The sequence below is a fragment of the Pectobacterium cacticida genome (assembly GCF_036885195.1).
Lineage (GTDB): Bacteria > Pseudomonadota > Gammaproteobacteria > Enterobacterales > Enterobacteriaceae > Pectobacterium > Pectobacterium cacticida.
In genome coordinates this window covers 2,455,551-2,468,919 of record NZ_CP133656.1, presented here as the reverse complement: position 1 = coordinate 2,468,919, position 13,369 = coordinate 2,455,551, and the positions used below count along the sequence as shown (strand labels likewise).

The 13,369-nt window shown below is 47.8% G+C and carries 11 protein-coding genes, 1 tRNA gene and 1 pseudogene; 5 read left to right on the top strand and 8 right to left on the bottom strand.

Annotated features, from left to right (window positions below):
* The first annotated feature begins 2 nt into the window (after window positions 1-2).
* From RFN81_RS11420 to RFN81_RS11405, 4 genes are all read left to right on the top strand, one after another.
* A complete protein-coding gene (locus RFN81_RS11420) occupies window positions 3-512 on the top strand; it encodes an Imm15 family immunity protein (protein WP_264495965.1) in 510 nt (169 codons plus the stop codon).
* Between the two features lie 163 nt (window positions 513-675).
* Complete coding sequence (locus RFN81_RS11415; protein ID WP_264495964.1) at window positions 676-873, top strand: CPCC family cysteine-rich protein; 198 nt, start codon at window positions 676-678, stop codon at window positions 871-873.
* Between the two features lie 17 nt (window positions 874-890).
* Complete coding sequence (locus tag RFN81_RS11410) at window positions 891-1,100, top strand: DUF4926 domain-containing protein (RefSeq protein WP_264495963.1); 210 nt, start codon at window positions 891-893, stop codon at window positions 1,098-1,100.
* 124 nt (window positions 1,101-1,224) lie between these two features.
* Window positions 1,225-2,433: an IS256 family transposase gene (locus RFN81_RS11405; protein ID WP_264495962.1), complete on the top strand. Its 1,209-nt coding sequence runs from the start codon at window positions 1,225-1,227 to the stop codon at window positions 2,431-2,433.
* 139 nt (window positions 2,434-2,572) lie between these two features.
* Here RFN81_RS11405 and RFN81_RS11400 read toward each other — a convergent pair whose 3' ends face one another.
* Window positions 2,573-2,752, bottom strand: a complete 180-nt coding sequence (locus RFN81_RS11400) for a hypothetical protein (RefSeq protein ID WP_264495961.1) — start codon at window positions 2,750-2,752, stop codon at window positions 2,573-2,575.
* Between the two features lie 555 nt (window positions 2,753-3,307).
* Between RFN81_RS11400 and RFN81_RS11395 the strand changes: the two genes are divergently transcribed.
* On the top strand, window positions 3,308-4,117 hold the full coding sequence (locus tag RFN81_RS11395) for a hypothetical protein (protein WP_264495960.1): 810 nt from the start codon (window positions 3,308-3,310) through the stop codon (window positions 4,115-4,117).
* A gap of 120 nt (window positions 4,118-4,237) precedes the next feature.
* Here RFN81_RS11395 and RFN81_RS11390 read toward each other — a convergent pair.
* From RFN81_RS11390 to RFN81_RS11360, 7 genes and pseudogenes are all read right to left on the bottom strand, one after another.
* Window positions 4,238-5,450 (bottom strand): annotated as a pseudogene (locus tag RFN81_RS11390) (tyrosine-type recombinase/integrase).
* 179 nt (window positions 5,451-5,629) lie between these two features.
* A tRNA-Asn gene (locus tag RFN81_RS11385) sits at window positions 5,630-5,705 on the bottom strand.
* A gap of 275 nt (window positions 5,706-5,980) precedes the next feature.
* Window positions 5,981-7,039 carry a ferric ABC transporter ATP-binding protein gene (gene fbpC, locus RFN81_RS11380; RefSeq protein ID WP_264495959.1) on the bottom strand — a complete coding sequence of 353 codons (1,059 nt, stop codon included), beginning with the start codon at window positions 7,037-7,039 and terminating at the stop codon, window positions 5,981-5,983.
* Window positions 7,040-7,044: 5 nt separating this feature from the next.
* Window positions 7,045-9,123 (bottom strand): ABC transporter permease, encoded by a 2,079-nt coding sequence (locus tag RFN81_RS11375; protein ID WP_264495958.1) that lies wholly within the window; start codon window positions 9,121-9,123, stop codon window positions 7,045-7,047.
* Between the two features lie 181 nt (window positions 9,124-9,304).
* Entirely contained in the window at window positions 9,305-10,336 is a 1,032-nt protein-coding gene (locus RFN81_RS11370) for an ABC transporter substrate-binding protein (protein ID WP_264495957.1), read from the bottom strand.
* Between the two features lie 37 nt (window positions 10,337-10,373).
* Window positions 10,374-11,699: an MFS transporter family glucose-6-phosphate receptor UhpC gene (uhpC, locus tag RFN81_RS11365; protein ID WP_264495956.1), complete on the bottom strand. Its 1,326-nt coding sequence runs from the start codon at window positions 11,697-11,699 to the stop codon at window positions 10,374-10,376.
* 89 nt (window positions 11,700-11,788) lie between these two features.
* The gene (locus tag RFN81_RS11360; protein ID WP_264495955.1) at window positions 11,789-13,366 is read right to left on the bottom strand and encodes an MASE1 domain-containing sensor histidine kinase; all 1,578 of its coding nucleotides are present in this window, start codon (window positions 13,364-13,366) and stop codon (window positions 11,789-11,791) included.
* Window positions 13,367-13,369 lie beyond the last annotated feature (3 nt).

The following is a 13,369-nucleotide window of genomic DNA, read 5'->3' as shown; positions in this document are numbered from 1 at the left end:
GTATGAAAAATGAATTTGATGCGGAATTAGAGTTTCTCATGGAAAAAGAGGAGTTAAATAATAGTTCTCTTTATCTTCGTCATTATCAAGATTTTGAAGAAATTCCTTTGTTCTCTCGCTTTGAAAATATTTCTTTCTTAGACTCATTGTCTTTTGATGAAAAGAACAAGATTTTGATAAAAAAAGGAATCGAACTCATTGACAATATCCTTGATTTAGTAAAGGGAACGTTATCTGGAAGTGATTTTTGTGATTATTTTTTATGTCTTACATTAACAGATATTGATGACTGTCATGAAATAAACTGTTTTACTCCTAATTTATTTATTTCAAGAAGGAAAACGTGGCTTCTTCACCACCTTAACCTAATTCAAAAAAATACAGCAGAAGAAAATTTGATTCAGGAGTATTTGAACTCTATGGAGATGAAAGGGTACACAGTACTTGTTTCATCCAGTTATTCAGAGGATAATAAGAGAATATATATAATGAGAAAGGTATTAAATAATTAGGGTTTATTTATTTGGTGTTTTTTTCTAATGATGTTGCATATGATAATTTGCTTTTTATTGTACGAAATCAGTGCTGGTGTGGTGATATATCCCGCAAGTGTAGCGATATTATTTAATAGCTATGTATAATAGGGGTTTTAATTTATAGGCAGGAGGTGTTGGAGTGACCAATGAATATAATTACCCCTGTCCATGCTGCGGTAAGCATGAATTTGAAGTGTTAGGTGAATATGATGTTTGCTCTAATTGTGGGTGGGAGGACGATCCTTTTCAGTCTAAAAATCCTGATAGAAGTGGAGCAAACAAGATGAGTTTAAATGAAGCTAGAGAAGCTTTTAGAAATGGTCGAAAAGTTAAATGATGTAATAGTAGAGATATATGGAGAGTTATTCTTTATTTGATGTTATTTCTTTAAAAAATGATCTTCCAGATGAAGGGTTGAAAAAAGGAATGCTAGGGGCTATTGTTCACATTTATAATGAGCCATCCCCTGCGTATGAGATAGAATTTTGCAATGATAATGGCGAGACACTGGCCTGTATCACATTAACACCAGACTGTTTCAGTAAGGTTGATTTTAAAAAGTAGTCTGATGATTTACTTGTTGAGATAAAAATCTCATAACGACGAACTGTAATCAAGAGACTGTAATTTAGATTGTGTATCTGCCTGTTTTTGATATGTTCACTCCAACAACAGAGACAGGCTAATTATGGACGAAAAGAAACTCAAAGCACTCGCTGCTGAACTGGCTAAAGGCCTTAAAACCGAAGCTGACCTGAATGCGTTTTCTCGTATGCTGACAAAGCTTACCGTCGAAACAGCACTCAATGCTGAGTTAACCGAGCACCTCGGGCACGAGAAAAATGCCCCAAAATCAGGCTCGAATACCCGCAACGGCTATTCATCTAAAACCCTGCTGTGCGATGACGGCGAGCTTGAAATCAACACGCCACGTGACCGTGAAAGCACCTTTGAACCGCAGTTAATAAAGAAAAATCAGACTCGCATCACGCAGATGGACAGCCAGATTTTATCCCTCTATGCCAAGGGCATGACCACGCGGGAAATTGTCGCCACGTTCAAAGAAATGTACGATGCCGATGTCTCTCCCACGCTGATATCTAAAGTGACCGACGCCGTTAAAGAGCAGGTTACTGCATGGCAAAACCGTCCGTTAGACTCACTGTATCCCATTGTTTATCTTGACTGTATTGTGGTGAAAGTTCGTGATGGCGGCAGTGTCATCAATAAAGCGGTGTTCCTTGCGCTGGGCATCAACACCGACGGTCAGAAAGAACTGCTGGGCATGTGGCTGGCGGAAAATGAAGGGGCGAAGTTCTGGTTGAACGTGCTGACAGAGCTTAAGAACCGGGGGCTTAAGGACATTCTCATTGCCTGCGTGGACGGTCTGAAGGGCTTCCCGGAGGCCATCAACAGCGTCTATCCGCAGACCCATATTCAGTTATGCATTATCCATATGGTACGCAATAGTCTGAAATACGTCTCATGGAAGGATTACAAAGCAGTCACCAGCGGGTTGAAAGCCGTGTATCAGGCACCGACAGAGGAAGCGGCGCTGATGGCGCTGGACAAATTCTCCGGCATCTGGGATGAGAAATACCCGCAAATCAGTAAGAGTTGGCGCACGCACTGGGAAAATCTCAATACATTCTTTGGCTACCCGCCCGATATCCGTAAGGCCATCTACACGACGAATGCCATCGAATCGTTGAACAGCGTCATCCGTCAGGCGATAAAGAAACGCAAAGTGTTCCCAACGGACGATTCGGTGCGGAAAGTGATTTATCTGGCGATCGAGTCGGCCTCGAAAAAATGGAGCATGCCGATACAGAACTGGCGGCTGGCGATGAGCCGTTTTATTATCGAGTTCGGTGACCGCCTGAGCGATCACCTTTAATACGGTGGCAGTTACACAGAATTATTTACAGGGTCGTAATCAAAAAAATTAAATATCAGCACAACAATCTGTATGTGCTGCTCAACTTCCCGCACAATTAAAATTGTGGCCTTAATGCGTTACCCCCATGGGTGTTTCCTTAGCCTACTGGAATCACTTCTGGCGTATGAAAAGTACGAGATAACAGATCAATCCGTTCCCAAAGAACGAAGATCAAAATCTCTTTTGCCTTGGGTTCATCCAGTTCAACAACGGCATAAATTAATGCCCGACACTGATCGATGATTTCCTCCAGTTCCAGAGGTGTGTTATCGAACATGATAAGCCTCCGTTGCTGGATGCTGAGTTGTGGCAAAAAAAGCAGTAGCCAGATGCAGATTTTCAGGAAGGGAATGGGTAAACTGACAGACAGCCATAGCGTTACTCCGTATAACGTTGAGGTTAGCCCTTGTCTGGTATTGCAGTACCTTGCAGGGGCGAAACGGGTGTTCAGGTTGTTTTTGTTAAGTACGTACCTGATTGGCTGCAATGTAAGGCTAGGATTGGTACTAGTCAATTACTAAGCGCGATACAAGAAAAACCTAAAGTTGATAAATTCCCGACCGATTAAATCCATAAGTTTCAAACTGCAAGAATGGTTGGAGTTTTTGCTTAATAATATTGGTTTTAATTTTCAAAATTAGCATGGTGATGCTAATATGTTAATTAGGTTTTTTCTAGGTATTTTTTTGCTTCATATTCTTCAAAAGAATAAATTTAATTCGCTATTAAAAAGAAATTTTCGCGCAGCGAAATTTTATGATAGATTGTAAATTCAATCAAAATGATAGTATTTTAGAGTGTAACGTCACTGATTTTTTAGAAGGAAATAAACATGACTGATGCATTACCTGATTTCAGAAACGAATCCGATCATGTGGCTTATTTTTTACTGAAAGATTTAGGCTATGAAGTTAATATAATCCCTCCGTCTGATAAAAAAGAAGCGGATTTTTCTATTGAGTTAAATGATCATTCAGCATTAGTTGAGGCTAAAATGAAGTTTGATGATAAAAATAAGGAGAATGAAAGAGAACGTGTTTTATCAGAAGGTGGGGTGTATATGGATTTAGCAACTCTTGGTCGAGACCGTTCTATGGCCAATATAATTAGTGATGCATCAAAACAGCTTTCATCATCAGCCATTGATAAACCACATGACTTCAAGATATTACTATTTATTGTAACAGGTATGAATCTTTCAGCTAAAATTGAAATGGCTTTTGATACATTATGCGGAACAACCAATATAATGGAGTCTGGCGGGAATGATCACTGCAAGAAATGCTATTTTTATAGAGAGTCGGAATTTAATAAAAGAAAAAATGAAATAGATGCTGCTATTATAGCTAGTGTTGTTAATGAGAATGTAACTCTGTTTGTGGTTCTTAACCCATTGTCAAATAATTATGCTGAGATAAAAAACTCTGGCATTCTTACTCCTTTCGGCAACGCTATCCGTGATCCTCTTGAAGAGGAAAAATCAAATAAGGCTTATATCCTTGATAAGGATATTCCAAAAATGAATCGACCAAGTCTAGCTGCTTATGATGATCCTCGGCTTCGATATTTAGAAGAAAAATATAAAACAGGAAAACTCATGGCTATGGATTTCCATGCTCCTGAGTTTTCAGTGCGGGTGTGATAATATTAATTATGCATATTTAAATATATTAAATTAGAGCTAATCTGACAGGTGTCTACTATTTATGCAGATATCTGTCAGATTGCATCTGTGGGGATGGAACATCAGCCATCCTTAGCCTTAAATCGCTCCTTTCTGCCCAAACTCAAACGGCCTCACCATACCGTTGCTGTTAGCATCCAGAAAATCAGCCCACCATTGCAGCATCAGGCGGCGTTGTTCAAGGTGTTTGGCCTTGTGGGTATAGGCAGCGCGAACGTTGTTCTTTTCCATGTGGCTCATTTGAACTTCAACCACATCTTCAGGCCAGATCCCTGATTCAATTAAGGCACTACACGCCAGCGTTCGGAAACCATGACCACACAGGTCGGTTTTGGTGTCATAGCCCATTTTACGCAGTGCTTTGTTGATGGTGTTTTCACTCATAGGCTTCATTGCATCATAACAGCCAGTCAGGATAAAGCCGTCATCACCGTTAACGTCATAGGTAAGGTCTTTTAGCTCTTCCAAAATGGCTAAGGCTTGGCTACACAAAGGAATATAGTGCTTTCTGCGCATTTTAGCACCACGGCCTGAATGCTTGATCCCTTCAATGGCCTCACGTTGTTCAGGGATAACCCACAAAGCGCTTTTAAAATCGATCTCTGACCATCGGGCAAAGCGGAGTTCACTGGAGCGAACAAAAATCAGTAGATTGAGTTTTATCGCAAGTTGCGTCAGCCTGCTACGGCCTTTATAGCCTTCAATGCGTTCCAGCAGAGTAGGTATTTCTTCCAGTTTGATAGCGGGGTGGTGTTCCGTCTGTGGCTTCTGAACTGCCCCTTCCAAATCATAGGCAGGGTTGAAACGGATCATCTTTTGCTGGACGGCATAGCGCATAATGGCAGTGGCATATTGCTTCACCCGCATAGCGATTTCCAGATAGCCCAGCTTCTCTATCTTTTTGATGGGAACCAGCAGATCGCCGGTATCCAGTTCAGCAATGTCTTTGTTGCCAATATCAGGGAACAGATAAGTTTCCAGCCGTGTCCAGACAGAACGCTGATAATCTTCCGACCATGTGGTTTTGGTGGCAAACCACTTTTGGCAACTGTTTTGAAAGCGCGGGTATTGTTACGTCGTTCCTGAACGATTTTGTTGTCAGCCTGTTTTTTGGCGCTGGGATCTACTCCTGTAGCTAACAGCTTTTTTGCTTCTTTTCGAAACGATAAGACAAGCGCCAGTATTTAGGCCCATTAGGATGCACTAACAGATGCATACCAAAGCCGTCTGTCAGCTTATATTCCTTCTCAAGAGACTTTGCATTTTTCACTGTGGAATCAGTAAGTAACATGACGGTTCCCTCCGATTGCTGGTAAAAACGAAATCGAACCAGCTTTACCCGTATTTTTACCAGCAAAAGGGTATGGCTTCGAGTGTTTTTGGGTGAACGAGGGCGAACCTGAAGAAGAGGATAACCAATTGATAAAAAGCAAAAAAGCAGACGTCAGTGAACGTCTGCTTTCTCTAAAATGGCTCCTCTGACTGGACTCGAACCAGTGACATACGGATTAACAGTCCGCCGTTCTACCGACTGAACTACAGAGGAATCGTGTGAACGGGGCGCATGATAGCGTTGGGCCTAAGGTATGTCAAAGCTGTAAATCTAAAATCGTGCTGTTCGGTGAGAGAATAGGCAATTTGTCGAAATTTTTTACGAGTTACGATGTTTTCTCGTGCGTTGTCGAGCGGGATAAGGATTTGGCCGTGCGCGTTTGTTCGTCGAGAGTGGCGTTGAGGCGGCTGAAACGGTAGCAGCCTCAACGCTGGTGTTGGCGGAAAGAAATATTGGCGCGGATACTTCAAGTATATAGTTGCCTATGTTTACTGTTCCGGTAGGGCGAACATACCGTAAGGATGAATTTGCAGAAAGTAACTGTCGCCCGGATTAGGTTGAAGCTGGATGGCATTAACCTGCAACAGCATCGACTGTCCGTGCCAGTCCACCTGCACTTCGTACTGTGGCCCCATGTAGGCAATCTGCGTGATCGTGCAGCGCTGGCTCTCCTCGCCCTGATGGCTGAGTGTGATGGCTTCCGGGCGAATACCGACGGTCGATTCGCTTAATCCGGTGGCAAAACCCTGCGGACGCGGAATGCGATAGCCATAGATGTTCACGCTGTCTGTCGTGACGGTAGCGGGGAAGATATTGGCATCGCCCATAAAGCTGGCCATGAAGCGGGAGGCGGGCTGGCGATAGAGTTCCTGCGGTGCGCCCAACTGCATGATTTTGCCTTTGTTCATCACCAGAACCATGTCCGATACGGCGAAGGCTTCGCTTTGGTCGTGCGTGACGTACAACGACGTGATATCGAATTGCTGCTGAAGCTCGCGGATTTTCTCGCGCATACTGCGGCGCAGATTAGCGTCGAGGTTACTCAGCGGTTCGTCGAACACCAGGACTTTCGGTTTAAGGATCAGCGCGCGCGCCAGAGCGACACGCTGTTGCTGGCCGCCAGAAATCTGGTCGACGTAGCGATCTTCAAACCCTTCCAGGTCGACCAGTGCCAGTGCTTCTTTAACGCGTTGATGGATTTCTGTCTTCGGGCGACCAAGCATTTTCAATCCGTAGCCGATGTTTTCTCCCAGAGAAAGGTGTGGGAAGAGGGCGTAAGACTGGAATACCATGCAGATATCACGCTGCTGGATTGAGCGCTCGGTGACGTCTTCGCCGTCAATGAAAATCTGCCCTCCCGTCGGTTTTTCGAGCCCGGCAACGGCACGGAGCACGGTGGTTTTGCCACAGCCAGAAGGCCCCAACAGCGTGACCATCTTTCCCTGTGGGATCGCCAGATTCAAATCTTCAATGACGGTGTTGTTGCCGAAACGTTTAGTGACGTGCTTCAGTTCAACAAAGTTTTTTTCAGTATTCAAGGTAATCACTCCGCTTAGTCACTATTCTTGGCTTTTGAGCGGGAAACCCGCGCCTCGCCGACTACATAATCGAACAGGAAAATAATGGCCAGCATGACCACAATCAGGATGGAACCGTAGGCAATCGCCATACCGTATTCGCCGTCTTCCACGCGGTTAAGAATGTAAGACGTGGCGACGCGGGTATCTGGCGTAACCAGGAAGATAATGGCGCTGACGGTGGTAATAGCGCGCACGAAGCTGTAAATCAGCGCGGATAAAATGGCCGGGCGCAACAGCGGGAGCAGAATATAGAAAACTGTGCGCATCGAGCCTGCACGCAGGCTAAGCGAAGCCTCGTCCAACGATTTATCCAACTGCCCCAGCCCGGCAATACCCGCACGGATACCGACCGGCACATTACGCATCACCATCGAAATGATGACAATCGCGGCTGTTCCCGTTAAGTACACGGGCGCGCCATTGAAGGCCAGAATATAAGATACGCCGGCAACGGTGCCTGGCACGGCAAAGCACAGCATGGTGGAGAACTCTATGACTTTCTTGCCGTAAAACTGTTGGCGCACCACGATATAGGCGATAAGCAATCCGAAGAGCGCGGTTATTGGTGCGGCAATGCCTGCGAACAACAGCGTATCCAGCAGGGAAGGCCATGCGCCGTCGCTAAATCCTTGTCCAAACAGCTTGCTGAAGTTCGCTAGCGTCAGGGTGTAATCCACGCCCCAGTTCACCGTAAAGCTGCCGTAGAAAATGCTACCGTATAGCAAAATATTAAAGGCTATCCAAACGTAGAGCAGAATGCAGACGAGCCACACCAGCGAAACGGGCAGCGGTTGGACATCACCACGATAGGATTTGCCGGAAATCGTGACGTAGGAGCGTTTGCCGATCCACAGATATTGCACGCAGAACACGGCCAGTGAGAACAGCAGTAGGATCACGCCGAGCGTACTGGCGGATTGATAATCCAACTGTGCGCCAGTGATGTAGAAGTAAATCTGGGTGGCGAGTACATCGAAGTTCCCCCCCAGCACCAGCGGATTACTGAAGTCAGCCAGTGACTGGACGATCACGATCAGGAATGAGTTAGCCAGCGCGGGTTTCAATAGTGGCAGAAGAATTCGTTGAAAGGTTTGATAGCGGTTGGCGCGCAGCGTGTATGACGCTTCCTCCAGCGATGGATGAATGGTCTTCATCGCGCCTTCGAGAATCATAAACGACATCGGCGTAAAGGCGAGCACCTGTGCCAGCCAAATCCCCGTAAAACCGTATAGCCAGTTGGTGTTGGTCAGGCCAAACCAGGCCACCATTAACTCGGTAACGTAACCGGAGCGGCCCATCATTAGTGTTACGCCTAACCCGACGACAAACGGCGGGGTAACGATAGGCAGGATGGAGAAAATGCGGCCGATAATCGCGGAGCGACGGGCGATACGCGAGGTATAGATGGCCAGCACCATACCGAAAAAAGTACAGCCAATACCGACGGCAACCGACAGCAAAAATGAGTTCCAGATCACCCGTAATATGTGGGTTTGACTCAGAATCTGCATGAATGCCAGCGGCGCGAATTCGCCACTGTCGTTGGTAAACATCGGGATAAAGATGGCGATGCTGGGATAAAGGATAAAGACGCCGATCAGCGCGATGATGCTGATGAGCGAGCCGATGACAAAGCGATCGCCACCCAGCCAGTCAAGCCTTGAGAGCGCTAGCGTAATAATCGCACTCAGTGCGATAAACAGTGCTATCGTGCCATAGCCCATGCCGCGCCCTTCGAGCGTGGCGCTGATGACCACGAAAAGCGCGCAGAGCAAGGCATACACCGCATCAAAACGGTGGCGGCCACGCTGTTCCCTGCCGGGCGTAAACAGCGGACGCGCAAGCAATCCCAGCGGGAGCAGAAACCACAGCAGGCTGATATTCAGGCTTGACCAGCTGTATGCGGCCAGCAGCTCATCGCGTGAGGCATCCAGCAGGCCGTAATCCAGGCTCCACGCTGGCAGCAGCAAAAATGTTGCCGCAATCAGCGCCAGCCACAGGAATATAGGATCCCGCTTAGGCGTCGGTGAAAGTGTGAGTATGTGTGACATAAGGTTCCCTGGTGCTTTATCGCGTTGTTTTATGAGATTGAATCGTCACAGGTATGGGTCGATGAATCATATTGGGTCATGGTCAATCAGCGGTGCTGAGAACACGGCGTTAAGCGAAATGCGAGCAAGCAGTCGCCGTGTTCCCGTTGTTTCTACAATCAATAAAAGGAATGAACCGCGCTTATTGCCCCATTTTTACTTCGTTAACCCATTTTGAAATCAACGCCTTACGCACATCTGCCGCGCCGTATTTGCCCATGTCGTAATTGATCAGTGTCAAATCCTGCAATTTCAGCGACAGGGGGGATGCTTCGGCGGTGGTATTAGTCAGAATCTGGTAGGACTGGCCTTTCTTCCAAGACAGTTCCTGTGCTTCTTTCGATAGCGCCCAATCAACAAACAGCTTGGCGTTATCCATATTGCGCGCGCCTTTCAGGATACTGACGCCGCCAATTTCGTAGCCGGTGCCTTCACATGGAGAGATAAGCGATAGCGGTGCGCCTTTCTCTTTTTCCAGCGAATAGTCATGCAGGAAGCCGATGCCGATGGCGGTTTCACCACGCGCGGCGTTGCGCGCTGGCGCAATACCCGATTTGGTGTACTGCGACACGTTGGCATTCAGTTTTTTCAGGTAATCAAATGCTTGATCCTGGCCCCAAAGCTGGGAGAAAGTCGCCAGCGCGGTATAGGCCGTACCGGAACTTTGTGGATCGGCGATCTGAATTTCACCCTTGTAGATGGGGTTGGTCAGGTCTTTCCAGCACTGTGGCACGGGCAGGTTTTTCTCTTTTAGCCGCTCGGTGTTGACGCCAAAGCCGAGAATGCCAACATAAACCGCAGATGAGTAGTTACCTTTGCGTTTGGCGGGATCGCGGAATTGCGGCATGATCTGATCGAGGTTTTTAGACTGATAGGGTTCCAGCAGATCCATTTCTCCAGCCTGAGATTGCGGATCCAGCGTACCGCCATACCAAACGTCAGCTTGAGGATTCTTCTTTTCCGCGTCGACTTTTGCCAAGGTACTGCCCGAGCCGTTACGGATAAAGGACGTTTTTACATCGTATTTCTCACCAAACGCTTTGGCTTCCGCCTCGCAGAAGGCGTTAGTGGCGCTACAGTAGATGACCAGACGTCCTTCGGCGCGAGCGGTGGTAGTCATAGAGGCAACGGTCAGCCCGGCGATGATAAGCGTCGTTAAGGTACAAAGTTTCATGGTATTTTCCTATGTTGATATCTATCTGTTGTTATAGCTATTTTGATGTCATCAAACGTTCCCGACGGCTGACGCCTGCCATTAGCAGCGGCATTAATAGCAGCCCAATGCAGGCAGATGCCAATGCGAGTAGAGTAAAAAAGCCCGACCATCCGTAGTGTTGCAACACCTGAGCGAGTGGCCAGCCCGCCAACGCTGCTCCCAGATAGGCAAACAACGCCAGAAATCCCGTCACCGTGCCTGCTGCGTCCTTATGGCTGTATTCCGTGGCAGCCAGACCGATCAACATTTGTGGTCCAAAAACAAAAAAACCGATACTGAAGAAACTGACGGCAAGTAATGCGTTGTGGTGAATCGGTGCCAGCCATAGCGCAGTCATGGTTAAGAACAGGCCGAAAGCAAACAGTAAAATCATTGGTGCGCGCTGACCACGAAACAGCAGATCGGATCCCCAGCCAGCAAACAATGCCCCCAGCAAACCACCCAGTTCAAACAGCGACAGTGTGGCGTTTGCACTGAGCAGGTTGTAACCGTGGCTTTCCGACAGCCAAATGTTTCCCCAGTCATTCAAGGCGATGCGAATCAGGTACACCAGAATGTAGGAAAAACCAAGCAGCCAGATCGTACGGTTACGCCAAATCACCTCGTACAGAATCTGGCGCATAGGCATGGGCGGGCTTTGTTGTTCCTGACGCAGTTCCAGCGCGTCGCGTCGCCATTGACCGACGCTTGGTAACCCTTGCTGTTGCGGTTTATCGCACAGTTGCCAACACAGCCACAGCCCAATTGCAATGCCGATGATACCGGGCACCAGCAGTGCCGACTGCCAACCCCATGTGGCGGCCAAATAGCCCGCCAGTAGAGGAACCACCGCGCCGCCGATGTTGATCGATGTATTCCAGCATCCCCACCATAGGCCGCGCTCATTACGCGAATACCAACTGCTCAACAGTCTGGCGCAAGGGGGCCAGCCCCAGCCCTGAAAGAAACCGTTCAATGCCCAGACAATTAACAAACCGGTGAGTGACTGGCAGTACATGAACAAAATGTTCAACACGCCGGTAATCATCAGCCCAACACCCATAAACCAACGCACCTGAGTGCGATCGCACACGATGCCGGAAATAAATTTTGACGCGCCATAGCAGAGGTAGAACAACGTTCCCAGCAGACCGATATCGCCTTTGCTTAGCCCTAACTCCAACTGCATCACCGGCATGACGAAGTTGATACTTTTACGTGTCAGGTAAAACGTGGCATACCCAATGACCATAGAAATCAGCAATCGCGGCCGCCAGTAGCGATAACGCTGGCTGATTTGAGTAGGTGAAAGCGGTCCCTTTGAAAACATGGCTGCCTGCATGGGATTCTCCGTTGCGTTGAAATAAGGGTAGGGCGCGGCAAATTAAAAAGGATGAGACAAGCTTTTAGTTAGCTAGGAATAATTCTTAGTTAGTCGTCGCTTTGTTTGAATTTTGCGGGCAGGTTCACGGTTATGTGTGTGCCCCGTGGCACAGTTAGCCCGTTGTCGACCACAGATTTTACCAACCAACTCCCGCCTAGCGCCTGGACGCGCTCTTCAATACCCCGTAGACCGAAGCTATCACTGACAGGCGCGCTATGGCTTTTCTGTATGAGGCCGACCCCATTATCAATCACATCGAGCATAATCAACTCGCTCTGCTGGCTAAGGCGGACGGTAATCTGTGTGGCGCAGGCGTGTTTATTAATATTGTTGAGTAATTCTTGTACCAGGCGATAAAGAGTAAGCAGCACCACCTCATCTCGGGGCGGCGAGGGAAGCTGATAATCTAGTTGAAATTGGATACCGCGGTCGGCGAAGGCAAATTCACCCGCCAGGTGATGCAGCGCTTTATCCAGTACCATCTCATCCAGCACCGGGGGGCGTAGCTGACGCAGAAGCTGGCGTGTTGTCTGGTGGATGCGTTGCGACAGTTCGCTAATTTGTCCGGCGGCACGTTGAGCTGCATCGGCAGGGGCACTGTGTTTTACCAGCATGGCCTGAATCTGAATGGCGGTAATGTTTTGGCCAATGTCATCGTGTAACTCACGGGCGATATCCTTACGCACCGCCTCTTCAGTATGAATAATGCGCTCCATCAACCGGCGCCGGGTTTTCAACTCCAGTTCCAGTTGATGACGATAGCGCTGGAGCCGCTGTGCTAGCTGTTGCTGACGGCTAATCGCGATCCCCAGCCCAATAGCGAGCAGGGCCTGTGTCGCGAGAAAAATCTCCAATTCACGCAGATCGCTAAAGGCGCCGCTGACTTGGCGAGTGGCGGTAATCATCAGGCTACCGAGTACGGCGGAGAGTACCCCGCCTTGCCAGCCGAATTTATATGCCATTACCACATTGGGTAGAAACACGAAGATCAGCAGTAGACGTTCCATTTCCGGGGTGAACGCCATTTGCAGGCAAACGCCGAGAGAGAAAAACAGTGAACACCAAATTAACAGTGAAGTACGTAGCGGCGGATCGGGGATTTCTTGTGCCAGTAGCGTCTGAAAGTGCTGCTGCTTAATGTATTCGTACAGCAAATAGACGAACGGGACGAGTAAGATGCCGCCGGTAAAGGTAGCCAGTAGCGTTTGTGTCGACGGCGACGCTAATCCGGGACCGATGACGAGACCGTGTAGTAGCGTGTTAAGCGTCAGTGCTGCCAGCAACAGTAGCAGTCGTTGCCAGTAAATCGTATGGCGATGCCAGATTTTATGAGTGATAACGGCCGACATCAGGCTTAAAAAAGGAGATAACAGTAATAAGGAGCGCACCATGAGCTGTTCGCTGATAAGCCAGATCTGGAGAGCAATTTCCGCAAGTAGCAAGGTCGCCCAGTATTTACGCGGTAGCAAAATCATTAATGCTAAGCGCAGCCCTTGTGGTAAGAGTAGCGTCGCCTGTTGGCCGTTATGGCTTAAATAGAAACTGATGGTCCATAGCGCTAGCCAGGTCAGGCTGTAGAAAAAAATCAGAAACAGCGTCATACCGATGATATGCAGGCGGCGCATGAG